This is a genomic window from Thermoflavimicrobium dichotomicum, assembly GCF_900114055.1.
In the GTDB taxonomy this organism is placed as follows: domain Bacteria; phylum Bacillota; class Bacilli; order Thermoactinomycetales; family Thermoactinomycetaceae; genus Thermoflavimicrobium; species Thermoflavimicrobium dichotomicum.
The window spans coordinates 39,046-64,940 of sequence record NZ_FORR01000010.1; the positions used below are offsets into that span (position 1 = coordinate 39,046).

Genomic DNA, 25,895 nt, shown 5'->3' on the forward strand with positions numbered 1-25,895 from the left:
ATGAGTAGCGATAAGGATAAGATGGATCAAATCCTGCAATTGTTAAAGAGTTTGCAGGCTGATGTGAACCATTTGAAGAAAAATGCGGTAACCAGAGAAGAGATTCAGGCGGCCAAGGAAGCGGCGACAACGATAGAGGATAAGGCGGAAGCAGGGTATATTTTGAATCGATCGTTAATTGACGGATTGTCCAAACAGATGAAGGAAGAGTTTAAAAAGGCGCGGGAAGACTTCCAAAACGTTTATGAGCATATTGAACTATTGGATGATCATGTGTCAGACGGCTTCAAACAGATCGGCAGCGTTTTAAGAGATGTGCAAGACGTGTTGACGCTACTGGCAGAACGACAGGATGAACAAGAGGAAATGATTCAATTCCTTGATGAACGCATGCGCCAGCAGGAAAAAACCTCGTTCCAAATCCGGATGAAGCTTAAAAAACTGGAGGGAGAATGAGTTGGATAATGGCAAGAGTTCTAGAACGCGGGAACAAAAGGACCCGCTTATTTTTTACTTGCTTTTAGCCAAACACCGCTTCCACCACCGATAAAAACTCTACTATTTGGTCTTGAAAAGGTAACATGGTAGTATCTGCTGTGGCTGGTATATTGGATTATTTTAGAGGAATTTCCATATTTGGAAATGGGCTATTCGCTCAAAAACTGTTTAACATTATTCAGCAATATCGCCTCCAGTTCGACCGGGTTTATCTGTCTTAAGTGGGCTATGTGTTGGATCACCTCAGGTAACATCGTCGGTGTGGTCTTCATACCCGTAAAAGGCCCTTCAAATGGCCAAGGTCCGTCTGTTTCAACCATAATCAGTGACAATGGATAAATGGCAGCGATGTCTGCTGTTTTTTTCTTGTAGAGAATATCGGGTGTAAAGGAGACATAATATTGATGTTCGGCCATCCGTTTCAAAGTCGATGGATCTGCCTTGATCCAATGAAAATGGGCGCGGCGAATGCCATATTCTTCAAGAAGATCACAGGCGCGAGCTGCATCGTCATAGACGGCATGCAGGATCACAGGCTTGTCGAGGTCTTTGGCCAATTGGAGGAAAGTGCGGAGAATTTCTGTATATGAGAGATAGTGAAAAGATTGCCCCATCTGCGTATTCGTTTGATGTAGGTAATAGGGTAGGCCTATTTCACCGATGGCATCGATTTCATCGGCATGTGCCTGGATAAAACGGACGAGAGGTTCGACTTCCTGCGCCTCCTGCTCAGGATGGAATCCACAGGCAATCCGGATCTTGTCAGGGAATCTCCGTTTCAAGGCAAGAGTTCGCTCGGAAGATGGCAAATCCATGGAGACAGCCAGTACCCCTTCCAGCTGCGGATCACGCAAGATTTGATCAATTTCGGTATCCGTATATTTCTCCAGATGGATATGGGCATCAAAGTAATTCATGGTAACACTCCTGTTGTTTGATTATTTCGTTAATATGCATTTATCGTATATTCTTTGATTTATAGTATAATAAAAATACAAATCTGAATATCTTTTCCTTATCTCTGTAAATAAATTCGCTATTTTTGAAGAGGAAGAGGGGAATGGATGTTTATTATTCTGATCATGTCTTTTTTCAGTATACTGATTGCAGGCATTCAGTTACTGGCTGCTGGTAACGTACTCGCAGGAGCTTCGCTTCTGGGATCAAGTGCTTTGATCAGTACGGGAACCATGTATTTTTACAAAAAGAAATCAGCGGCCAAGAAGTTCAAAAAGGCACTGAAACTGGGAGATTGCGACTGCTGTGATGTACCAGACTGCGACTGTTGTGATGTGCCAGATTGTGGCTTGGATTGTGATTGATAAATGAGGCTCTTCTGTTGATCGAGATCGATCTGTTCCATAGAGAGCAATGCTTTCACAACTGTGGATAAACATGCTTCGGCATACCTGGTTCAAATGGTTTCGGACCATCTGGGTTCGCAACCATTTTTTGTGTTTACAGCTTTTGAGGCTGCCAGTTGTTCAACTTGATGGTTGTAGCTTACCAGACATCAATAATTGGCTCTTTGAAATGGGTGAGATGTTATGAAATTTTTATCCATCATTCCCTGTCATCGAAGACCTGATCGGACCATTCATATCAAAGGAAAGCCGATGCCGCTTTGTGCACGATGTACAGCAATTTATAGTGCTTATCTGTTTTTGCCATTTTTCTATTTTGTACCTCAGACATGGTTCGTTTTGTACCTTTCCATTATTTTTCAACTGCCTATGTTCATCGATGGCTTGACACAAAAGTTGGGGATGAGGGAAAGTAATAATGTTTTGCGCGTGATTACTGGAGGATTAAGCGGCATTGGACAATGTCTGTTTATCTGGTATGTAGCACGGGTCATTATTCAGGTATTTAAATGAAACGAAGATGGTTAAAGGTGTTCTGATTTCTATAAAGCGAAGGGATGTGTTCCTTACGGAGTGACTTTGATGGTACAGAAATCGTCACTGAGGACAGAATCCATCCCGAAGCGCAGGAGAAGCAGGATCGCCTCTGGATCAATGTAAGCAGAAATTCAGGTGATCGCACCTTTTTATGTGAAAATGGTGCGATTCCTTTCTGAATACAGCTCAAAAAATCAGTCATGGAAAACGGTTATTTGCCCGGAGTGAATTTGATTGAGGTGTAGTTATGGGAGAATCGCAGCCAACGTTTTTCTACCAGGTAGAAGAAAAAGAGAATGGAAAGATGTTACGCCAGGTGTTGGAGAGTCGCTTTCGTTTTTCGAAGCGGATGATGCGCAAACTGAAAGCCCATCAATTGGTTACCGTCAATGGCGAAGTGATTTATTTAACTTCCCGTGTAAAGACGGGGGATCAGATTGTCGTACGGATGATGGAAGAGGAACTTCCTGAGCATATAGAACCGCAACCGGTTGATTTTCGGATTGTTTATGAAGATGAGGATATTGTGGTGGTGGATAAGCCGCCTGGATTGGTTGTACATCCAACCCGTGGCCATCCTGATCATACCTTGGCCAATGGCTTGTTTTATCATTGGCAACAACAGGGGCAGACACACAAGATGCGACCGGTTACCCGTTTGGATAAAGATACGTCCGGGTTGATGGTGGTTGCCAAGCATGCTTATGCTCATGCATTTTTAGCTGAGCAGATGGCCAAGAAAAGGTATCAACGGATGTACTTGGCGGTTGTACATGGACAGATGGAACAGGATACAGGGACTGTCGAAGCACCGATTGGCCTGCATCCGGAGGTAGCAACCGCACGAAGGGTCGATTTTGAAGACGGTGATCCGGCGATTACCCATTATCAAGTGGTCCAGCGCTATTCGAATGCCACTTTGGTACGGCTTCAGCTGGAAACGGGAAGAACGCACCAAATTCGAGTGCATCTTTCTTGGTTGGGATATCCGATTATTGGAGATTCTTTATATGGAACGGGCAATGATATGCATCTGGTTTCCAGACAGGCTCTTCATGCCACTTATCTTCGGTTATACCATCCACGTCTGCAGGAATGGAAAGAGTGGGATAGCCCGCTGCCGGAGGATATTCAGGATTGCATTCGCAAATTGCAAGCCATGATGGAATAACTCGTAGAGCTAAAAATGGACAAGTTTACATATAATGAGAGCGAGTTCAAGAGGGGACTCGCATTTTTCATATAATTGTTTCTATCTTTATAAAATCTCTTTGATACAATAAGAACATGATGGAGTAGGAAAGGAGCAGAACATGCGCAGGAAAGTAGCGTGGATCCTTGGCGGAGCCAAAGGACTAGGGGTGATGATCGCCAAAGGCCTGGCAGAAGAGGGGTACCGTTTGGCCATCAATTATCGACGCAGCCAAACAGCAGCGAATGAATTGCAGAGAGAATTGGCCCAGATGGGGTGTGAATCGCTCATTTTGCAAGGAGATGTCAGTCAGCTGGCTGATGTTAAACGAATGGTGAGCGAGATCATAACAAGTTGGGGAAGGATCGATGTACTCGTTTGTACAGCAGGACCATTTGTTTTTCGATCAACTCCGACCATTGGGCTAACGGATGAACAGTGGCGTAACATGATCGACGGGAACTTGTCCAGTGTGTTTTATTGTGTTCGTGAAGTAATCCCGCTCATGCGCAAACAGGGTGGAGGCCGGATTATCACTTTTGGTTTTTCAGGAGTAGATTCAGCTCCCGCTTGGGAAGGGTATGCTGCTTATGCGGCGGCAAAAGTGGGGCTAGTGTCGCTTACACGATCACTAGCCAGAGAGGAAGCGCCTTATGGGATTACCGTCAATATGATTGCTCCTGGAGATATTCGTGATCCCTTTAAAGAAGCTCCTATTGCTGCTGCCAGAGGGAAAGAGGATCCTCGTTCATTGGTTGGCCGTCCCGGTACCGGGGAGGATATTGCCAGAGTGGTTCGTTTTTTGGCTCATCCGGATTCTGATTTTATTACGGGAGCCATTATTCCAGTTACTGGGGGTTTTGATCTCCGGCGAGATTTTGTAAAATAAGTAAATAAATTGTAATACTATTGTAATATTCTCTTGGCAAAATCAGCCCATTTTTTTTTATATAAGTTATAATGTATATTGGATTATATTTATTTTTGTGTGGAGGATTTCTTTAAATAAGAAGCCAGTCCAAACCAAAGACCAGAACCAATCAAACCGGCGATGAGGCCAACTGCTCCATATAGCTTGAGGAAAAGCAAGGATGCCAGCATGCCGATTCCGCCCGTCACTCGACAAGCAAAGATAGCTGCTTTTGTATGCATAATGGTTTCACCTCTGCTTCAATATATCACAGATTTGGGAATAAAGGCAGAGGACAAGCGATGAATGTTGTGTTTTGATTGCCAAAAAAGGGAAAATAATCCAAAAAATATCAGATATCAAAATAGGAAGTTTTGTAGAAAAAGTATTTAGGAGGTTCATTCATGAACGATTATCATCGTATGGACCAACCTACCTTATCGCGTAGTCAGCGCCTTTCCAGGAAATCAGGGAGAGGAAATGATAAAAAGAAGAAAAAAGGTAGTGTGTGGCTTTTTTTTAAGTGGTTTATGTTGGGGATGTTGGTTCTCTTCCTTGGAGGTTTCAGCTGGGCGGCTTATATCTTTTTGACAACCGAGAAGCCTCCACTTGATGCGATTGCGAAGATCAATTATTCATCGGTTGTAAAAGATGCAAAAGGAACTGAAATTGGGCGAATCGGAAGAGAACAAAGAGAGTTTATTGATATTCAAACTTTAAAGAAAACCAATCCTCTGCTAGTCCAAACAATCAAAAAAGTAGAGGACGTACGTTTTGACCAGCACAGTGGGATTGACTATTTTGGTTTGGGCCGTGCGCTGGTGAAAAACATCATTCACCTTGGCAATGCCGAAGGTGGTGGAACGATCACCATGCAGGTCGCACGGAACATTATCTTGAATAACAAAGAAAAAACATATACGCGGAAGATTCGGGAGCTGGCGATTGCAAAGCATTTGGGCGAAAGCTATGACAAAGAAAAGATTTTAGAGGCTTATTTGAACTACATTGATTTCCATCCAAGAGCAAAAGGAATTGCCATGGCGGCGAAGCTTTATTTTGACAAAGACCTGAAAAAGGATACGCTTACGCCTGAGCAAGTAGCGATTTTGTGCGGATTGCCGAAGTCACCTTCTGGCTATAACCCGACTTCCCAAAACCCCAAGATTGTGAAACGTGCACAGGAAAGACGTGACCTGATCTTGGGTAAAATGGCCACCGAAGATGAAATGCCAGCTCTGATCAGTCAGTCTGAGGCTGAGAAATATAAACAACAGCCATTATCTGCGAAAAACTATACGCAAAAATACCTGAAAGGCGATAATACCTTAGCCGCTGCTTATTTGGATCTGGTTGATGAAGAATTGGAGAAACTGGAAGCAGATGGAAAACTGGAACCGAATGCACTGAATCGTGGTCTGGTCATTTACACAAACTTGGAGCAGAAGGTGCAGAAAGCGGTTGATAAAGCACTGAAAAATGATGATCTCTATGTTTCGAAGTCGGGTAAAAAACAGACACCGAAACAGTTTGATGCAGGGATCACAGTCATCAAACCGGATACAGGAGCAGTAGTAGCGGTCGGTGGCGGAAGACAATATCAACCTACATTCACCAACCGTGCACTTGAACCGCGACAACCAGGATCATCGATCAAACCATTGACCGTTTATACACCAGCGATTGAAAAAGGATATAACGAATATACCAAGATCAAGGATGAAGAAATTTATGTAGGCGACAAGAAGATTGAAAACTTTACCAAACGGTATTATGGAGAAATTTACTTTAAGGATAACGTAAAGCAATCCTTGAATGCTTCAACCGTTAAAATTCTGCAAAGTGTAGTTGGACTGCCAACCGCTTTTAACTATGCGAAATCTCTAGGTTTACCTCTTGTTCCAGAGGATCAGAACGTTTCGCCTTTGGCCTTGGGTGGATTAACCAAAGGGGTTTCTACTTTAGACATGGCACAGGCTTTTACGGTGTACCCGCAAAGTGATGGGAAAGTGAAGAAGGCCTATACCATTGAAAAAATTGTGGACCCAGCTTCGGGTGAGATCTATAATCATTCGGTAGATGAAAAAGATGTATTTACCCCAAAAGCTTCATACTATATGACGCGGATGCTGAAAGCGGTGGTTATGGAAGATGGTGGAACCGGTACTAGCGCTCGATTAAAAGACGGTCGCCCTGTAGCGGGAAAAACGGGTACTAGCCAGCTGGAAAAAGATGTATGGTTTGTGGGTTATACACCGCAATATGTAGCAGCAGTCAACGTGTTTAACCTGCAAAAGCCGTACGCACCGATCTCCAGTAAGGTACCAGCTTCGATCTTCAGTGAGTTTATGTCAGAAGCCTTGGAAGGTGTACCGGCAAAAGACTTCCCGCGTCCACCAGGAGTTGTCGACCCACAACCACCAGCACCTGAAACGAAAGAAAAACTGGCATTAACCGGTCATTACAACGAAGAGAGTAAGGCAGTCGAGCTGAAATGGACCGACTTGGGCAAAGACTATAGCTATCAGTTGCTGAAAGGAGAAGGAAACCCGTCCACACCTGTACCGGTATCCGGTACCAGTTATTTAGACAAGGATGTCAAAGAAGGTAAGACTTATGCTTACCAAGTGGTTGCGGTGAATAAGTCCAAACCGGATGAGAAATTGGAGTCGAATGTAGAGACGATCACAGTGAGCGGTAAGAAAGAGGAAGAGAAGTGTCAGCAAATCGGCCCCGATGGTAAATATGATCTGAATGATCCAGCATGTAAACGTTGGTGCGATGAACATAAGGAGGATCCTAAGTGTAAGGAAGAAAGAACTAATAATGACTGTGGACCAGGTGTAAGTGATGATGTGTGCGATAGAGCAAATAATAAAGCCAAAGAATGGTGTCGGAACAGCACCGATCCACAATGTGAACAGCAAGTGAAACAGTGTATTATCCGTCAAAATGGAGTTACTACGGGCTGTCGACCACCTCAAGATCAGGGAGGCGGTGGAGGACAACCACCACGTCCACCTTTCCAAATGTTCATCCGCCGGTTCTAACCTCCAGAAAGTCCCAGTGCATATGCGCTGGGACTTTTTGTTACCACAGCCAGATCAGAGGGAATATTCGTAATAACCTTTTCATATCTTTTTGTTCTGTAAACATGGTATTCTGACAATGAAAGATAAGGTGATACCATGACAAGTACATAGATACATATAAGAAGAGACACACCAAGGGGGGAGAAATGTGGATAAGCAAAAAGGGGAAAGGGATTTTTCGCCTCGCATTCGCAGTGCGCGTATAGGCTCAGCGAAAGAGAAAAAAGAGCAACCCCAGGAAGAAAAAAAGCCTGAGCATGAGGCACAAACAAAGAAAGTAACGAAGCTGTCTTCACCGCCTGCCCCAGATGGTCGGCCCAAGGCGGCGAAAGCTCCACGCCATAGATGGGGACTTCTTTTTTCATGGAAATGGCTGTTGGTCGTGCTCGTTTCCTCACTTGGCTTGATGTTGGGGATTATCGGCACGATTATGGTCACTGGCGAATTTTTACCGTTAGAGCGCATTGATGAAAGTGGTTTGATTATTTTTGACAAAGATAACCAGCGCCTGATTCAATTGGCGAAAGAACAGGATCCAACTGAGAAGAGGCGGGAGATCTATCATGAATACATTTCGTTACAGGACTTGAAAGCAAAGAATAAAAAATTGGTCGATGCCATGATCAAAGTCGAAGATGTTCGTTTCTATCAGCATAATGGCGTCGATTTTTATGCGTTATTGCGTTCTGCTTTTTACACCTTGTCTGGAAAAAAAGAACAGGGTGGCAGTACCATTACCATGCAAGTGGCGCGCAAAGTGGTCTTGGGAACACAAGAGCGCACACTCAGCCGAAAACTGAAAGAGATCGCCGCTGCCTGGAATCTGGAGCGAACCAAGGGAAAAGATAAGATCTTGGAGGCTTACCTGAACCGGATTGAATATGGAAACAATATTTATGGCGTACAGACAGCAGCAAAAGTGTATTTTGGCAAAGATTTGCAAAAAGATACCTTAACCCCAGGCGAAATCGCCATTTTGGCAGGCTTGCCGCAAGGAACCACCACATATAATCCATATCTCGGTGAAGACAATAAAAAACGGCTCAAAAAGCGTCAAGTCGATGTCTTGTATATCATGGCACGAAAAGATGACATGCCGCCACTGATTAGCAAAGAAGAAGAGGAAAAATGGTCCAAAAAAGAATTGCCGCTCAAAGATAAATCCAGTTTATATGCGTATAAAGAGAAGTTAGCCAATCTTCCGTTTCTTGAATTAATTCAGGACGAAATGGAACGAAAATACCCTCATTTCAAAGGAAAAAAGTTATATAGCAGTAACTTGAAAATATATACCAGTATCGATCGGAAAGTACAGGATGCAGTCAACGAAATTTTGAAAAACGATAACGTGTTCATTGATCAAAATGGGAGAAAAATGCCAGCCGAAAAAGTAGATGCCGGTATCACCGTATTAAATCCCAAAGACGGAACCATTGTAGCCGTAGGGGGCGGCAGGCAATATCGTTCAGGTTACCAGTTGCGTTCGGTGGAGAAACATCAGCCTGGCTCCACGATCAAACCACTGACTGTATTTTCTCCAGCGATTGAAGAGGAAGGATATCGCAGAGATTCGGTAGTCATGGATGCACCGATCGAGGTCAAAGGAAAGAGAATTCATAATTATGACCAACGCTATTATGGTTTAGTGACACTGGAGCAAATGACGAAGTGGTCATTAAATGCCTCAGCAGTTCAATTACTGAAAGATACGGTCGGATTGGATCGGGCTTTTGATTATGGCAAACGATTAGGTCTTCCCCTTTTGCCTGCAGATAAAGATTTTTCACCTCTGGCTTTAGGTGGACTTACCCAAGGAGTCTCCACGATAGATATGGCTCAAGCTTATGCGGTATTTCCGAATCATGGCCACTATGTTGAAGCTCATATCATCAAAGAGATTAAAGTGCCCAATCCCGATGGTAACGAAGAGACGATCAAAGTGGATCATCCAGTGAAGCAAGTATTTTCGCCAGAAACGGCTGCAGAGATGACCTATATGCTGAAAAAAGCAGTCCAGGATCCAGATGGATCAGGCAGTACCCATGCCCGTTTGGCTGATGGACGAGAAGTGGCTGGCAAGAGCGGAACTACACAAAACAAAGAAAAAGCGTGGTATGTGGGGTTTACGCCGGATTTGGTTACGGCGGTAGTTGTTTTTAATCAGAAGAAAGAGGAGAACGAATTGTATGAATTGACCGGTAGTGGCTTACCGGCAAAATTATTCAGTATGGTCATGTCGCAAGCCCATCAAGGTAAACCGGCCACCACATTTGCCGAACCTGGCTCTCTGCCTCAACCCAACTTGTCTGGTCAAGAGTTTGGGCTTAAGGCGATTTATGAAAAAGGACGGGTGACATTAAGTTGGAATCCACAGGGAGAAGGAGTCAAATATCAGATTTCCCGTTCGGAAAATGGGGAACACTTTGAAGACCTGGCGCAGAATCTTGCCGCAACCAGTTACGTTGACGAAATTGGAGAGCCCGGTCTCCTGGATCAAATGATGTCACTCCTCGGCAGCAAGAAAGTATATTATTACCGGGTGACTGCCATGGATCCCCGACGGCCCATGCAGCCGACATCGGCAGTGGTAAAGGTTTCTTTGTTTGAATAAGTTGGAGAGAAACAAAGAGTCCCCTTTTCCCGTTTAATGACTATTACAAAAATGCCGTCTGAAAGCCCCTTCAGCCGTGTGGAGTGTCAATGGTACTTATGGACAGGCAATGAAAGAGAAAAAATGGAGATATTGTCTACCAACCCGGATCTTTCCGGGTTATTTTTTGTCTAAAAAATAAAAATGGATAAAAAATAAAGGAAACATGTCACTGTTTGTAAAGATGACACCAATTCCAAAGAGATTTGCGTTATAATGGTTAAGTGTTAATTGCTAGCCAAACTTTCAATTCTTTCCCTTTCATGTGGATTTTATAACAAAGAGAAAAATCAGCTTAGATAGAGCAAGGTAGAGAATTCAACCACCAATTATATAACCAAGGGGGAAGCTAAATGGAGGATAAAAACAGGGATGATTTTCACTTCGCACCGAGGGTACGAAGTGAGCGAATCGGTCCCCGTCTGGAACGACAGAAAGAGGGGAAGAAGCAGAATTTTTTTAACCAGCTTTTCAGTAAATTACCAAGCTTAAAGGGAAAGAAGGGGCCAGACTCATCACCGAAGAAGCCGACGTCTCCCCAAACACCGAAGAGCAAATGGGCCAGTTTGTTTAGCTGGAAATGGTTTGCGCTTGTATTTGTGACTTCCTTTCTTTTGATGTTGGGATTTGTGTTTACAATCATGATCACTGGGGAAGTCCTTCCGCTGGAAAAAATGGATGAAAAATATACCCCGTCGATTATCTATGATAAAAACGGCAAAGAATACGCCAGAATGAGTAAAGAGATCGTTGAACCTGTGAAAATCAGTGAGATACGCAAAAACAACAACTTACTGGTAGAAGCTTTTAAAAAGGTGGAAGACGCCCGGTTCGACAAGCATAGCGGGGTTGATTATTATGCTTTGATGCGTGCCGTCGTGAAAAATATTTTTATGGGCAAAAAAGAAGGCGGCGGTACGATTACCATGCAGGTGGCGCGTAACGTGATCCTGGATGATCTGGATCAGACGTTGAGCCGGAAGCTAAGAGAGATTGCCGTAGCCTGGAACCTGGAAAGAGAATATGGAAAAGAACGGATTTTGGAAGCCTATCTGAACTTTATCTCTTTTGGAAATGGGATTAAAGGGGTTCAAATGGCAGCCAAAGCCTACTTTGGTAAAGATCTGACCAAAGACAAGCTGACGCCAGGCGAGGTAGCCATTTTGGCCGGTCTTCCCAAAGCACCAGAAGGTTATAATCCCTATAGCATATATAATGCTGAAGAAAAAAAGAAAAAACTGAAAGATCGGCAAAAAACGGTACTCATGATTATGGCCCGTGAAGATGATATGCCACCTCTCATTACTGAAGAAGAAAAAGAGCGATGGCAAAACGCACCACTTCCTTTGGCGTCAAAATCCAATGTGGAAAAGTATACAAAGCAGGGAAAAGCAACCCCATTTGATGACTTGATCAAAGCAGAAATTGAGAAGAAGTTTCCGCAATTTAAAAATAGAAACTTGAACACAAGCGGTTTGAAGATCTATACCAATATTGATCCAAAGGTACAGTCTGCAGTCGAAAGTGCGCTTAAAAATGATGATTTGTTTAGAAGCTATGGGACAGGTAAGATCATGCCATCGGATGAGGTTGAGGCAGGGGTGTCCGTTATTAATCCTAAAGACGGCTCCATTGTTGCCCTTGGTGGAGGACGGAATTATAAACCGGTACTGTCCCGGAATCGCGCATTGGATCAACACCAACCAGGATCGACGATTAAGCCACTAACGGTATACGGACCGGCTGTGCAGGAGAAAAACTTTAATGAGCATACCACGCTCATTGATGAGAAGATTACGGTTAACGGTAAACAGATTCAAAACTTTGATCATAAATATTATGGCAAGATCAGCATGGGAGATGCTTTGAAAAAGTCGCTCAATGCTTCGACGATTTGGCTCTTGGAAAACCATGTGGGAATTGATAAAGCCTTTGAATATGGAAAAAAACTGGGTCTGCCTCTGGTTGATCCCGATGACAAGAACCCTTCACCACTGGGACTCGGTGGGTTAACTAAAGGGGTCTCCACTCTTCAAATGGCACAGGCATATGAAGTTTTCCTCAATGAGGGAAAATACTACCCGGTACACTTGATTCGGGAAATTCGTGGTCAGGATTTGGAAACCAAAGAAGAGATTTCGGTTAAACCTGAATATGAGCCGATCCAGGTTTTTGACAAAAAGACGGCATGGTATATGCTGCGCATGCTTCGCAATAACATCATGGATCGTGATGGTACGAAGAGCGCTCGCTTGGATGATGGGCGTGAAGTTGCCGGAAAGACGGGAACAACGCAAGAGAAGAAAAAAGGGTGGATGGTTGGCTTCACACCTGATTTGATCACTGCAGTCACTGTGTTTAATGAATATGATCCTGATGAAAAGGGAAGTAAACAAAAAGATTATGAGATTACAGGTGCTGGGGCTCCAGCCAATGTGTTCAGTGCCATTATGTCTGAGGCACTACGTGGTACACCAGAGAAGAAATTCATAAGACCAGAAGGAGTCAGCGATCCTGCAGCGCCAATCAAGGATCTCGACTTGAAAGCGGAGTATGAAAACGGTCAAGTGAAGTTAAGCTGGAGTAACGCTGGCGAAGGCGTCAAATATACAGTGGCTCGTTCCGAAGACGGTAATAACTATCAAGATATTGCACGTGATCTGACAACCAATAGTTATGTCGATAATGTTGGCGAGCCTGGAATCCTGGATCAAGCTTTATCACTCTTCGGCAAAGAAAAGACCTACTATTACAAAGTCACCGTGATCGATCCGAATAATCCAGCGAACCAGAAGTCGGCAACGGTAAAAGTTACCATTATGGGAAACAAGAAGCAACAGGATCAAGGCCAAAATGACCAAGGAAATGACCAGGGTAAAGGCAAGGGTCATGATCGCGGACGTGGAAATGACAGAGATAACGGCAACTCATTTAATATTGGTGATTGGTTTAATTTCTAAGTCCAGCAACATTTTGCTGGACTTTTTTTTGTTTTATCGCAGGTTCGTTTCATCCATGGAGCGGGTACTAAAAATGATAACTGTTTCGTTTGTAGATAAATATTGATCCGGACGGCTTTCAGGGGGTGATTAGAATGAAAGGCAGGAAAAAAGATCCATTCGAGTTTGCACCAAAAGTACGAAGTGAACGAGTGGGGAAAGATGCAAACCAGGTGCAGAAAAATGAGGGGAAGGGTTTTTTCGATGCGTTGCGTCAGAATCTGGCTCAGCGGAGAAGAGAGAAAGAACCGAGTAAAAAGCCCCCATCCATTCCACCCCATAAACAACTGAAAGTACCTAAAAATATATGGCTTCGCTTGTTTAATTGGCGATGGTTGGCACTGGTTTTGGTTACTTCTGGTTTATTAATGTTTGGAATGGTATTGACGATTATGCTCAGTGCTGAATTTGTTCCACTGGAAAAGATGGATCAACAAGATCCGGCGACTATTATTTATGATAAGGATAATAAGGAGTATACCCGGTTAAAGAAAAAAAGAAATGAACTCATTTCCATTGCTGAATTGCGCAAACATAATCGAATGCTGGTAGAAGCTTTTAAAAAAGTGGAAGATGTACGTTTTGAACAACATGATGGTGTGGATTACTATGCATTGGCTCGTGCAGTTATGAAAACTATTTTTACAGATCATCAGCAAGGTGGCGGTACGATTACGATGCAAGTGGCCCGCAATGTCGTACTGGAAAGTTTTGATCAGACCATCAGCCGGAAGTTGGCCGAGATTGCGGTGGCCTGGAATTTGGAACGGAAATACACAAAGGACCAGATTTTAGAGGCCTATTTAAACCATATTTCCTTTGGAAATGAGATTTATGGTGTACAGTTGGCTGCCAAAGTCTATTTCAATAAAGACTTGAAAAAGGATACCCTAACCCCAGGAGAAGTGGCTGTATTGGTGGGGCTGCCGAAATCCCCTAACGGATATAACCCTTACCGAACAAAGAAGGACAATACAGGGAAGACAGGTTTGGAAAGATTGGATGATCGCCAATATATCGTGTTAGGTGAAATGGCAGAGGAAAATGAGATGCCACGGCTGATTTCGGAAGCGGAAAGAGACAAGTGGCGGAATATTCCCATACAAGTCCAACCTAAATATCATATGGACACGGTGTTACGGAAATATATGAGTACGCCTTTTGATGGAATCATTCATGAAGAGCTCAAAGAAAAATTCCCGCAATTTGAATATGAAAAGCTGCAAACCAGTGGATTGAAAATCTATACCAATATCGACCCTAAAGTTCAGCAGGCAGTGGAAAAAGCGTTAAAAGATGATCGACTTTTTGTAAGTTATACAGGCCAACCGATGCCAGCAAATGAAGTAGAAGCGGGAGTGACGGTGATCAATCCAAAAGATGGATCGATTGTGGCTATTGGTGGCGGGCGAAATTATAAGCCCAAGATCACGAGAAATCGAGCTTTTGATAAACATCAACCAGGTTCAACGATAAAACCGCTGACGGTTTATGCTCCAGCAATCCAAGAAAAAGGACTGGATGAGAACACCCTCCTGATCGATCAAAAGGTGACTGTGAATGGAAAAACCGTTCATAACTTTGATCAGAAGTATTATGGCAAGATCAGCATGGGAGAAGCACTGAAAAAATCACTCAATGCTTCAACGATTTGGTTATTGGATCATTATGTGGGAATCGATAAAGCCTTTGATTATGGACGAAAACTGGGCCTGCCTTTGATTGATCCAGATGATAAAAATCCAGCCCCTCTCGCATTAGGTGGATTGACAGAAGGGGTATCGACAGTCGACATGGCTCAAGCTTACTCCGTTTTCGTCAACCAAGGGGAGTACTATGAAGCTCATTTGATTCGTGAAGTGAGAGGAAAACGCCCGGGAGAAAAACAGGAGATTTCAGTAAAAGCCGAGTATAAACCGATTAAAGTTTTTGATAAGCAAACGGCCTGGTACATGTTACGGATGTTAAGAAACAATATCATGGCACCCGATGGTACCTCCAGTGCTCGACTTCCAGATGGAAGAGAAGTAGCCGGGAAAACCGGAACGAATCAGAATAAGGAAAAAGGCTGGTTTGTGGGCTTTACTCCCCAACTGGTTACGGCTGTTGCCGTGTTTAATGAAACACCCTCGGATGATAAACAAAAGGACAAAGAGTATGAGATTACGGGTGCAGGGGCTCCAGCACAAATCTTCCGCTCCATTATGTGGGAGTCTCTTCAAGATACTCCACCACAGCGATTTGTGAGACCACCAGGTGTAACGGATCCTGCCATTTTGCTCAAAGATCTGAATTTGAAAGCCGTGTACCAGGGAGGCAAAGTAAGATTAAGCTGGACTGGTACTGGAGAAGGAGTTACATATCAAATTGCCCGCTCAGAGGATGGCAAAAGTTATGAAGAGATTGCCAAGGATTTAACCACGACAAACTACATCGATCCTGTGGGTGAACCCGGACTCCTGGATCAGGCTTTGGCCCTATTTGGTAAAGACAAAGTCTATTACTACAAGGTCACGGTCGTGGACCAAAATAATCCGAAAAACCAAAAATCCGCTACTGTGAAGGTAACGGTTTCGAATTAACCAGCTTTTGAAAATGAGGAATCGTTTCTCATGGCAGTTTTATCGATGGTGAGTCAGGAATCCGTGAGAAATTGATTCCTCATTCATGATAGTGATATGCGGTCATTTTGTTTAAAATAGATGTGAGCGTGATGAGGATCGTTTTATGCTTCTGATTGCGATGGAAAGGGGGAACATGGATGCGGGAGGAATACGATCAACTGAAAGGCAAGTTGGATTATGCTCCCCCAGTTCGAAGCTTTCGGTTACGTAATTCAGATGCGCCTGAAAATAAGCAGACACAAGACAAAGGGATTCCAAAACCGAACAGAAAAAAAATGAGCCGGCGAAGGTATCTTTGGTTACGTTTGTTTAACTGGAAGTGGTTTTTGTTGGTATTGACGACTTCTTCTCTGTTGGTAGCTGGATTTGTGATGTCCCTGTTGGCAGCCGCTGAATTTCAACGTTTGGATAAGGTTGAAAAACTGAAGAGCCAACCAGCTGTCAGCGTTCAGGGAGGACAAAAACTGTATTATGAATTTGTCCCGATTCATCAGCTTCGAGTGAAAAACAAAATGTTGGTGGATGCATTTGTCAAAGTAGAAGATGTGCGTTTTTATCAGCACCAAGGCGTTGACTATTATGCCTTGTTTCGGGCAACGATCAAAACGTTGTTGGGAAGGAAGCAAGGAGGCGGGACCATTACCATGCAAGTGGCCCGCAATGTGGTGATTGGAAGTCATGCACAAAAGTTGTCCCGAAAATTGAATGAAATTGCAGTTGCCTGGAACCTCGACCGAAAATTCAGTAAAGACCAGGTATTGGAAGCTTATTTGAATGGGATCGGGTTTGGTAATGGAATTCAGGGTATACAGCTTGCAGCGAAGGCCTATTTTGGCAAGGACTTACGGTATGATGAGTTAACGCCTGAAGAAGTGGCTATATTGGTCGCCATCATTAATGGTCCTGATGTATATGACCCTTATAGAAGCGAAACAACAAAAAAGAACTTGAAAATGCGAAGAAATGCCGTATTAGACGTGATGGCAAAAGAGGATGATGGGATGAAACCGTTAATTTCGTCCGTTGATCGGGAACGTTGGAAGCAAACAGACTTGTCTGTTCGGAGTGAGGCGTTTAAAAATCGGGTAATCAGACAAGTAGCAGGCAAATAAGGAATTATGTTTATAAAAAAGCAAGAGATACAAATGTAGACCAGTATGGATGGCTGTGAGACCGTTGACAAAGAGATTTCATTTCCTGTCAAAGATGGCGCCATAGGAGGCAGGATAAAAAAGAGGCACTGTAACCAAAAGGTGCTTTGTCAACTTACTCACCCGTCGGGAGGCTGGTCTTTTCTATTGTTCTAACCCTTCCCTGTCACCCATACACTAGTCCTAAAAAGGAAAAAGGGGGGACAAGGTTGAACCAAAGGTGGCGCCGTGTTTGCCAGGTAGGCTTTACCTATATTGGGACGGTTATCGGGGCGGGTTTTGCGTCAGGACAGGAAATTTTGCAGTTTTTTACGGTGTATGGAAAGTATAGTGTACTGGGGATTGCCATGTGTGCTTTTTTCTTTGCATGGTTAGGCATTCGCATGATGATCATCGGAGCACGTCTGCAAGCAAAGTCATATCAGGAATTTAATCTTTTTTTGTTTGGGGAGCGGATCGGAGGCTGGATGAATTATCTTGTCAGTCTCATGCTGTTGGGCGTTACCATTGCCATGCTGGCTGGAGCCGGTGCTTTGTTTGAAGAACAGCTGGGTTTATCCTTTCATATAGGCGTATTGTTGACGTTTTTCTTCTCATATATGGTGATTGTGCGAGGTATGGATGGAATTTTATCCATCAATTCATTAGTGGTTCCCATGATGTTGGTGTTTACTCTTGTAATCGGATGGATGGGTTGGCAAAATGATGGACTCCATCTCCTTTTTCAACAGATGCCGATCCGGAATGAGCCAAGCTGGCTTTTGTCAGCTATTTCATATATGGCTTTTAACCTGGTTTTGTCACAATCGGTACTTGTTCCGCTCGGAGCCAGCATTCAGGATGAATCGGTTTTACGTTGGGGTGGCTGGCTGGGAGGAATTGGTCTTGGAGCGATGCTGATTGTGAGCAATTTAGTGATGCAATTGCATCTGGATGAAGTACTTTTCAAGAAAATACCGATTGGTTGGGTGATTTCTGATTTAGGACAAGGAATCCATGTTTTATTTATCCTTGTAATTTGGAGCGAAATCCTGACCACTTTGATTGGAGATATTTATGGACTGATCGCCAATCTGCGTGCATGGGTTCCTCTCCAACCGAAATGGATGATGATCAGTATTTTTCTTTTCGCTTATCTCATGTCTTTTATCGGGTTTCCGAATTTGGTTCGCTATCTTTATCCCGTGTTTGGTTATTGTGGGATGTTCGCCCTTTTTGTTCTCCTCATTCGTCGGGTACCTTCCTACTAGAGAAAGGAGGGAATGGTCTGAAAAGCATAATCATCATTTGTCTGGCCTATATCCTGGGCGCTCTGCCCTTGACGGAATGGATCAAACGTAAACAGAGGTATATTCCAAAGTTGTTTTTAAGCCTTATAGATCTGCTGAAAGGGATGATTGCCCCTGGACTGGCCTGGTTGACAGTGGGAATGGTTGGAGCTCACCTGGCTGCGGTTGCCGTTGTCCTGGGGCAAATATATCCGATATGGGGATCCAAACGGGGAGATACGGGAATCACCGTGGCAACGGGTGCCATTTTCATCCTGAGTCCGATCTTGATCCTGGTGGGAAGTGTGATTTATCTGTTCAGTCTATTGGTAACAAGATATATGGTGTTATCAGTTTTTTTTGCAACTTTGGCGGTGATGCTTTTTTCCCTGGTTTTTATTGCACATGTTTATTTATGGGTGGTAACGATTAGTGTAGGAGGCTTGATTTTATTTCGACAGCAACGATATTGGCGCCGTTTTCGCCGAGGAATGGAACCTCCCTTTCGTTGGCGTCATTTTTTTTAGAAGTGATTTCACAAGTCCGTGGAGTTACAAACGGATTTGGGCACCCGCTTTGTTTTTTCCGATCGTTCCAACCTAGCATTGTAAAGCGATTTTATAGCCAGTGTGCTTGCGGATGTTAAGCACTCCCTGATCCAAAATGAGATACTGGGCTTTTATACCAAGCAATTTTCCGGAAATGAATGTCTGTTTATCCAAGTTAAGAGAAGTCATTTTGGTTGGCGCAGAAATCTGTGGATAAGTAAATTCATAGATCTGTTTTTCTGACAAAAGGTAGTCACTGTAAGAGGGCGGAATATGGTCAAGAAGTCTTTCCCTCACTTCGAGTAAGTTTTCATCACTGATTTCGTTTTTTAACATTTTGCGCCAATTGGTTTTGTCTTTGATATATTGAGCAAGATGAGCCTCGATTTCACCTGCGATTTTTCGTGTTGGCACTTCCATGATGGGGATGGCGGATATGGCTCCTTGATCAATCCAGCGTTTGAAGGCATTGGTTTTGCGTGTGATGCCAATTTTGACATCGCTGCTAAGGGCAAGATAGACGTAATGGGTTTGCATGCAGTGTTTTTCGCCAAAAGCCTGGTCACGACAAGTGCCAGCTTGATAGTGACATAATTCGGGCTTCACAATGCATAAATCATTTTCCGCCCGATTGATATAGCAGGGGTAGCATGAGCCATTGTTATAGGTTTTTTTTATTTTTCGACCGCAGTAGGAGCAGGCTTTTTCGCCCAGAAATGTGATTTGAATGGTATTTCCAAGTGCTTCATTTAATCGAATCCGTTCATTTCCCAATGTCAAGTGATAAATAACAGGATTGGACGGTTCATGTTGCAAGGGTTGTATATAGCCGATCTGTTCCATTATTTACACCTCAAAAGATACCAGTTTATTGACAAAGTTTTCGTTATATGCTGGTTTTCCTTTTCCGTTTCACTCCCGCTCTATAAAAACGGGCAATAAGTCGTTCAACTGGAAAAGGAAAACCGGATTTGTCAACAGTCTCTATACTAAACTATTTCTAGTATAGCGGTGATCCATCGAATAAGATAGTTGTTTTTCACAGAAAGTGGGGGAAATGTTGGAAAGTATCCGGTTCTGGAATGAGCAACATCAGGGAGATGGAAAAAAGGTAAATGCCGCTTTTTTGTGCTGACTTCGATGATAAGCAGAGTAGAAAATTGCTTGTTCTAATATTTACAGTTAAAATAAAAATAAGATTATATAAAAATCATATAGACTCAAAGGAGAGGCTTTTGGTTGAAAAAATCTTGGAAATCACTGACAGCTGTATTGTTGTGTGGACTGCTATTGATTGGCGGAGTCATGTTGATGATGGATGCCCAAGTATCAGTAGCAGACAAAAAGAAACCCGATTCGCTCACTCCTTCATCTCCTGCTGCGGTAGCGACAGGAAATGCGGGGATGGTAGTAACTGCGCATCCGCTCGCTTCCAAGGTGGGCGCAGAAGTGTTGAAAGATGGTGGCAATGCTGTGGATGCCGCCGTTGCCATCCAGTTTGCCCTCAATGTGACAGAGCCCATGATGTCAGGAATTGGTGGCGGAGGGTTTATGATGGTCTATGAGGGCAAGAGCAAAAAAGTCACCATTATCAATAGTCGGGAGCGAGCTCCTAAATCCGCTCATCCTAGGATGTTTCTGGATGCCAATGGAAAGGAAATTCCGTTTCCTGTTCGTTCAACGCAAGGTTATGCGGTTGGAGTTCCAGGTACTGTCAAAGGTTTATATACGGCGCTTGAAAAATGGGGAACACGTCCCATGTCCAAGCTGATCCAACCGGCCATTGAACTTGCGGAGAAGGGTGTACCTGTTAACCGGGTATTGGCAAAGTCGATCGCCGACAATCAGGAGGCGTTGTCTCGCTCTGCGGCCAAAGATGTCTTCCTTCCCGGTGGCAAACCACTCAAGGAAGGCGATCGACTGGTTCAGAAAGATTTGGCAAAAACATTCCGACTGATCCAAAGTCAAGGCTGGAAAGCATTTTATGAAGGTCCCATTGCCAAAGCACTGGTTCAGGTAGTCAATGAAAAAGGCGGCAAGATGGATTTGAACGATCTGAAACGCTATCAAGTAACTATTGATCAGCCGCTGTGGAGTGATTATAAAGGTTATCGCATTGCAACGATGCCGCCACCTAGTTCAGGGGTCACCATGCTGCAGATTTTAAAGTTGTTGGATGAAGTAAAAGCGCAAGAAAAAGCGCCACGTTCAGCAGATAAGTATCATCTGTTTGCAGAAGTATCGCACCTTGCTTATAGCGATCGAGGTGCTTATATCGGTGATCCGGCATTTGTGGATGTTCCGCTAAAGGGACTGTTGGATCCTCAGTACGTTCGTGAGCGGGCAAAGCTGGTAAATCCAACGTATGCCAATGCATCTGTACAACCAGGGGATCCATGGAAATATGAAGGACGGCAGCCACAGAAGAAGGGAACACAGCAAGAGCATCCACCCGGTCAAACGACACATTTTACCGTAGCGGATCGGTGGGGAAATATTGTTTCTTTCACGACCACGATTGAACAGGAGTTTGGAACAGGGATCATGGTGCCAGGCTATGGATTTCTCCTGAACAATGAGTTAACCGATTTCGATGTTTATCCTGGAGGACCCAATGAGGTACAACCCGACAAGCGTCCACGTAGCAGTATGATGCCAACCATTATTTTTAAAGATGAAAAACCGATTATGACCGTTGGCTCTCCGGGTGGTTCCACAATTATTTCGTCTGTTTATCAGGTGATCTTCAACCGGTTGAGTTATGGCATGGATCTGAAGGCCGCCGTAGAAGAACCACGCATTTTTAGCGACAAATATCCAATGATTCGCTGGGAAAAAGGAGTTCCAGATGAAGTGAGAAAAGAGTTAATAAAGCGCGGGCATCAGTGGGAGCAAAATCCCAAAGAAATTGGAAATGCCAATGCCATGTGGATCGATCACAAAACAGGTGTTTACACAGGAGTAGGAGATTCTTCACGTGAAAGTACAGCTATTGGCTTATGGAAAAAGAAATAGGCTCGACCCTCGTGTTGCCGAGCAACATCAACAGAGGGATGGGGGCCTTACGGAGTGTCTGTGATGGAACAGAAGTCGTCACGGAGGAAGGAACCCATCCCCAAAGTGAGGGAGACAGGATAGAAAAAAGGCTGGCCTCATCAGGGCTAGCCTTGTTTATTTGGAGTAGTCCTCAGTCTTTTAATGTTTCATTGAAAAAGTGAATGGTTTCCGTGATCGCTTCTCTAAGTTGCGGAGTCATTTCTGAAAAAGGATGGACAGCTCCAAAGGTGTGATTTGCGTTTGCAATCACCTTGAGTTTGGCTTTGGGAGCGCGTTTCGCCATTTCTTGTGCACCTTCCAAAAAGCCGGGATGATCCTGATCGGCTTGTACGAGAAGAAGCGGACGGTCCAGATCAGGCAGTCGTTTCATAAAATGATATCGCTCAGCGTTTTGCTCGATATCGTCCAATACTTCACGATCAATCGGCATCCATTGACCGGTTCGGGCGTTAAGGATCGCTGATTTTCCTTTTTCCTTCAATTCACGGATAATGTCTTCCCCGAAGAAATCGGGACGATGAATGCTGTTCCAAACAGCTACACTTTTAATATCAGGATGTTCCAAAGCAAAGATGATACTGTTACCGCCACCACGGCTATGTCCTAAAATCCCTATATTCTTTTTATCCAATTGATCCCCGTAAGGAAGAGTGCGGGAATGAATATGTTCCAGAATCAGTGCGATATCTTCCTGTTCACGACTAAAGGTGAGATGGGCAAATTTATCAAGCTCCGTATAGGTTTCTGAATTTTCGCCAACCCCATTCATCGAAAAGTTAAACGTAATAACAGCAAAACCTGCTTCTGCCAGTTTGGTAGCCAGTATGGGAATGAATCCCCAATCTTTAAAGGCCTTAAAACCATGACAGAAGATAATCGTTGGAGACGGGATAGCGCTTTTTGGAATTCTTACTTCCCCACGAATGACTCGATCTTCTTTCCCTACATCCAAGGTAAAGGATTGTTTGTACATGCTCCCTCTTCCTCTCCATGTTGATATCGAAACGAAGGGTTTACCCTGCTTTTATCATAGCAGATTAGCAAAATTCCAACGAATCTCTTATAATAGGTGTGGACACGTCATGAAATGGTAGAAAATGATGTGAAAAACACATGATATTGATGGCAAAAGCAGGCAAGAGAATGATTTCTCAAGCATCACAGCCATGTCATGTCAGCAAGCTCGAGACAGATAACGAGAGGTGAAATCATGAAAAGTCGTAGAAGTTGGGCTATTATTTGCAGCTTGGTCCTGATCCTTGGCATTTTAGCTGGTTGTACTGGACAACAACAATCAGGCGGAGTGAATGCCCCTTCTCCTGAGAAATCCTCTGGAGTTAAATACCCGCTGGAAGTAAAAGATCAAACAGGGGCTAACGTAAACATTAAACAAGAACCGAAGCGAATTGTTTCCCTGGCCCCAAGTACGACAGAAATCGCCTTTGCTCTGGGATTGGGGAAAGAAGTGGTTGGAGTTACAACCAACGATGATTACCCAGCAGAAGTCAAGAAATTGCCCAAAGTAGGGGATATGAATATCAATCCGGAAAAAGTGTTGGAGTTAAAGCCTGATCTGGTTTTGGCAGCCAAAATCAATAGCAAGGAAACGATTGATAAGCTAAGAAAACTTGGTTTGCCGGTTCTGGTTGTCGATGGCAATAATTATAAAGAAGTATATCAGTCGATTGGCATAGTCGGAAAAGCGACCAATCGTGCTCATGAAGCAGATGAACTCATAAAAAAAATGGAGCAGGAAAAATCATCGTTATATCAAACGGTGGCAAAAATCCCGGAAAATCAGCGAGTAAAAGTGTGGGTGGAAATATCTCCGCAATTACATACGGCTGGAAAAGGAACCTTTATCGATGAGCTGGTCACATTGGCAAGTGGAAAAAATGTTGCTGCTGGACAAAGTGGATGGCCACAAATTTCCGCAGAACAGGTCATTAAATGGAATCCCGATGTGATTATTTCGACCTATGGAGATACCAAAAGCATCCTGGAGAGAAAAGGTTGGGAAAACGTTGCAGCTGTCAAAAACAAGCGGGTCGTCGCTGTTGACCAAAACCTGGTCAGTCGTCCAGGCCCACGGATTTTCCAAGGATATAAGGAAATCATTAAAGCATTGTATCCAGACAAAGTAAAGTAGGTTGAGCAGTATGAAGGTTTATCGTTTTGTTTGGTGGAGCGGAGGCTTGTTCCTCTGCTTTCTTTTTTCCATTGGCGCAACGGTTACATTGGGAAGTGCACAAATTGACATGGGCACGGTATGGAAAATCATCTTTTCCCATTTGTGGTATGGCGATCATCTGCCTCCTGACATCGATGTTTCTTCAAATGCAATCGTTTGGCAGTTGCGTTTGCCCCGTGTGATTCTGGCCGCTGTCGTTGGGGCATCACTCGCCATTGCAGGCGTGATTTTTCAGGGGTTATTAAAAAATCCACTCGCTGATCCTTATGTGTTAGGGATTTCTTCCGGAGCGGCTACAGGAGCAGTGTTAGCCATTTTAACCGGTTGGGGAAGCCTGTGGTTGGGAAAATGGACTGTACCTGTTTATGCTTTTAGTGGGGCATGTTTGGCATTGTTTTTGGTACTAAGAATTGCGGATCAGCGTTTGCGGACTGAATCGTTGGTACTCTCGGGAGTCGTTACCCAGGCTTTTTTTGGTGCTCTCCTGACTTTGGCCTTGTCGCTTTCGGAGAAGGAGTTCCAGCGTATACAATTTTGGCTGATGGGTAGCTTCGTGTTACGTGATTGGGATCATGTTTGGATTTTGCTGCCGGTGATGGGACTCGGTTCCCTTTGTGCATGGTGGTTTAGCCGAGAGCTCAATTTACTTGTCCTGGGAGATCGATCAGCTGCACATCTTGGGATGGACGTGACGAAAGTTCGCTTTTTTTTGTTGATGTTGGCCTCGCTGGTAACAGCCGTAGCCGTATCAGTTTCAGGAACAATTGGTTTTGTAGGACTGGTCATTCCCCATATGATGCGAATGCTCACGGGAGCGGATCACTATACTCTGATTCCTCTTTCCGCTTTGGCAGGAGCCATTTTTATGGTATGGGGTGATTGCGCAGCTCGGCTGATCCTGGATCCGCGTGAATTGCCTGTTGGTGTCATTACGGCTTTTATAGGTGCACCTTTTTTTGCCATGTTGCTCAAAAAGCAGCAAAAAGGGTAAGGGAAAGGAGGGAAACATTTGCTCAAAGCGCAAGGGCTGGTCAAGTCGTATGGTTCTCGGTGTGTTCTCCATGAAGTGGACTTGGAAGTGGAACGGGGTGAATGTGTAGGAATAGTTGGTCCGAATGGGAGTGGGAAAAGTACTCTCATGAAAGTGCTCATTGGCGAAGAACTGGCGGATCGAGGCCAGGTGTGGCTGGATGGACGGGAACTTTCTTTATACCATCCCAAAGAAAGAGCCAAAAAGGTGGCTGTTTTAGCGCAAGAAAGCTTGGGATCTGTTCCATTTACGGTTGAAGAAGTTGTTTATATGGGCAGATATCCATATCAGAAAAAGTGGTCATGGAAAGGGAAGAAAGATCGTCAAATCGTCGAGCAAATGATGAAGCTGATGGGAATTGAAGCATATCGGGATCGGAGTGTTGAATCCCTAAGCGGAGGAGAAAGACAGCGCGTTGCGATCGCCAAAGCCTTGGCTCAGGAGCCAGAGTTACTCATCCTGGATGAGCCGACGACGTATTTGGACATTCATTACCAGTTGGCGATTTTGGACTTACTGCACGAATATCGGCAAAAGCATCAATTAACCATGATCATGGTCTTGCATGATTTGAATCTGGCCGCTCAGTATTGTGATCGGATCGTGATGCTCAAAGAAGGAAAAGTGCATGTGATTGGTCGACCTGAACAAGTGATTCAAACCCGTTTCATTGATGAAGTGTTTGAGGTAAAGCCGATTATTCTCTCCCACCCCAAATGGCATGTGCCCCAACTTCTTTTGTCAGCGAAAAGGGAGTCGTGCGTTTCAGGCGAATGTTCATAAG

The 25,895-nt window shown here is 44.0% G+C and carries 20 protein-coding genes; 16 read left to right on the forward strand and 4 right to left on the reverse strand.

What is annotated here, in order from left to right; translation table 11 throughout:
- A complete protein-coding gene (locus BMZ78_RS10970) occupies nucleotides 1–456 on the forward strand; it encodes a hypothetical protein (RefSeq protein ID WP_093230314.1) in 456 nt (151 codons plus the stop codon).
- A gap of 191 nt (nucleotides 457–647) precedes the next feature.
- Here BMZ78_RS10970 and BMZ78_RS10975 read toward each other — a convergent pair whose 3' ends face one another.
- Nucleotides 648–1,415 (reverse strand): TatD family hydrolase, encoded by a 768-nt coding sequence (locus BMZ78_RS10975; protein ID WP_093230315.1) that lies wholly within the window; start codon nucleotides 1,413–1,415, stop codon nucleotides 648–650.
- Between the two features lie 147 nt (nucleotides 1,416–1,562).
- On the opposite strand from BMZ78_RS10975, the gene BMZ78_RS10980 reads away from it, so the two are divergent.
- From BMZ78_RS10980 to BMZ78_RS10995, 4 genes are all read left to right on the forward strand, one after another.
- Complete coding sequence (locus tag BMZ78_RS10980; RefSeq protein WP_093230317.1) at nucleotides 1,563–1,820, forward strand: hypothetical protein; 258 nt, start codon at nucleotides 1,563–1,565, stop codon at nucleotides 1,818–1,820.
- A gap of 225 nt (nucleotides 1,821–2,045) precedes the next feature.
- Nucleotides 2,046–2,375 carry a DUF2085 domain-containing protein gene (locus tag BMZ78_RS10985; protein ID WP_093230318.1) on the forward strand — a complete coding sequence of 110 codons (330 nt, stop codon included), beginning with the start codon at nucleotides 2,046–2,048 and terminating at the stop codon, nucleotides 2,373–2,375.
- Nucleotides 2,376–2,646: 271 nt separating this feature from the next.
- Complete coding sequence (locus tag BMZ78_RS10990; RefSeq protein WP_093230320.1) at nucleotides 2,647–3,570, forward strand: RluA family pseudouridine synthase; 924 nt, start codon at nucleotides 2,647–2,649, stop codon at nucleotides 3,568–3,570.
- A 142-nt stretch (nucleotides 3,571–3,712) separates the two neighbouring features.
- A complete protein-coding gene (locus BMZ78_RS10995) occupies nucleotides 3,713–4,480 on the forward strand; it encodes an SDR family oxidoreductase (RefSeq protein WP_093230321.1) in 768 nt (255 codons plus the stop codon).
- Nucleotides 4,481–4,569: 89 nt separating this feature from the next.
- Here the strand turns inward: BMZ78_RS10995 and BMZ78_RS18800 are convergent, their stop codons facing one another.
- Entirely contained in the window at nucleotides 4,570–4,743 is a 174-nt protein-coding gene (locus BMZ78_RS18800; protein WP_175482417.1) for a hypothetical protein, read from the reverse strand.
- Nucleotides 4,744–4,905: 162 nt separating this feature from the next.
- Between BMZ78_RS18800 and BMZ78_RS11000 the strand changes: the two genes are divergently transcribed.
- From BMZ78_RS11000 to BMZ78_RS11025, 7 genes are all read left to right on the forward strand, one after another.
- Nucleotides 4,906–7,551 carry a transglycosylase domain-containing protein gene (locus BMZ78_RS11000; protein WP_093230323.1) on the forward strand — a complete coding sequence of 882 codons (2,646 nt, stop codon included), beginning with the start codon at nucleotides 4,906–4,908 and terminating at the stop codon, nucleotides 7,549–7,551.
- A 190-nt stretch (nucleotides 7,552–7,741) separates the two neighbouring features.
- Complete coding sequence (locus tag BMZ78_RS11005) at nucleotides 7,742–10,204, forward strand: transglycosylase domain-containing protein (RefSeq protein ID WP_093230324.1); 2,463 nt, start codon at nucleotides 7,742–7,744, stop codon at nucleotides 10,202–10,204.
- Between the two features lie 392 nt (nucleotides 10,205–10,596).
- Nucleotides 10,597–13,203, forward strand: coding sequence for a transglycosylase domain-containing protein (locus BMZ78_RS11010; RefSeq protein ID WP_093230326.1), 2,607 nt, complete (start codon nucleotides 10,597–10,599; stop codon nucleotides 13,201–13,203).
- 134 nt (nucleotides 13,204–13,337) lie between these two features.
- Entirely contained in the window at nucleotides 13,338–15,824 is a 2,487-nt protein-coding gene (locus tag BMZ78_RS11015) for a transglycosylase domain-containing protein (RefSeq protein ID WP_093230327.1), read from the forward strand.
- 179 nt (nucleotides 15,825–16,003) lie between these two features.
- Nucleotides 16,004–16,978 (forward strand): biosynthetic peptidoglycan transglycosylase, encoded by a 975-nt coding sequence (locus tag BMZ78_RS11020; protein WP_093230329.1) that lies wholly within the window; start codon nucleotides 16,004–16,006, stop codon nucleotides 16,976–16,978.
- 248 nt (nucleotides 16,979–17,226) lie between these two features.
- Nucleotides 17,227–18,267, forward strand: a complete 1,041-nt coding sequence (locus tag BMZ78_RS18805; RefSeq protein ID WP_175482418.1) for a YkvI family membrane protein — start codon at nucleotides 17,227–17,229, stop codon at nucleotides 18,265–18,267.
- Nucleotides 18,268–18,335: 68 nt separating this feature from the next.
- A complete protein-coding gene (locus BMZ78_RS11025; RefSeq protein ID WP_175482419.1) occupies nucleotides 18,336–18,812 on the forward strand; it encodes a glycerol-3-phosphate acyltransferase in 477 nt (158 codons plus the stop codon).
- A 72-nt stretch (nucleotides 18,813–18,884) separates the two neighbouring features.
- Here the strand turns inward: BMZ78_RS11025 and BMZ78_RS11030 are convergent, their stop codons facing one another.
- The gene (locus BMZ78_RS11030) at nucleotides 18,885–19,676 is read right to left on the reverse strand and encodes a DUF2797 domain-containing protein (protein ID WP_093230332.1); all 792 of its coding nucleotides are present in this window, start codon (nucleotides 19,674–19,676) and stop codon (nucleotides 18,885–18,887) included.
- 396 nt (nucleotides 19,677–20,072) lie between these two features.
- Between BMZ78_RS11030 and ggt the strand changes: the two genes are divergently transcribed.
- A complete protein-coding gene (ggt, locus tag BMZ78_RS11035) occupies nucleotides 20,073–21,848 on the forward strand; it encodes a gamma-glutamyltransferase (protein WP_245739824.1) in 1,776 nt (591 codons plus the stop codon).
- A 172-nt stretch (nucleotides 21,849–22,020) separates the two neighbouring features.
- Here ggt and BMZ78_RS11045 read toward each other — a convergent pair whose 3' ends face one another.
- Entirely contained in the window at nucleotides 22,021–22,863 is an 843-nt protein-coding gene (locus BMZ78_RS11045) for an alpha/beta hydrolase (RefSeq protein WP_093230335.1), read from the reverse strand.
- 237 nt (nucleotides 22,864–23,100) lie between these two features.
- Between BMZ78_RS11045 and BMZ78_RS11050 the strand changes: the two genes are divergently transcribed.
- From BMZ78_RS11050 to BMZ78_RS11060, 3 genes are read left to right on the forward strand one after another with little or no spacing between them, the layout of a single operon-like run.
- Entirely contained in the window at nucleotides 23,101–24,039 is a 939-nt protein-coding gene (locus BMZ78_RS11050; protein WP_175482420.1) for an ABC transporter substrate-binding protein, read from the forward strand.
- A gap of 10 nt (nucleotides 24,040–24,049) precedes the next feature.
- Nucleotides 24,050–25,072 carry a FecCD family ABC transporter permease gene (locus BMZ78_RS11055; RefSeq protein ID WP_093230338.1) on the forward strand — a complete coding sequence of 341 codons (1,023 nt, stop codon included), beginning with the start codon at nucleotides 24,050–24,052 and terminating at the stop codon, nucleotides 25,070–25,072.
- Nucleotides 25,073–25,090: 18 nt separating this feature from the next.
- Nucleotides 25,091–25,894 carry a heme ABC transporter ATP-binding protein gene (locus BMZ78_RS11060; RefSeq protein WP_093230339.1) on the forward strand — a complete coding sequence of 268 codons (804 nt, stop codon included), beginning with the start codon at nucleotides 25,091–25,093 and terminating at the stop codon, nucleotides 25,892–25,894.
- Nucleotide 25,895: the final 1 nt, after the last annotated feature.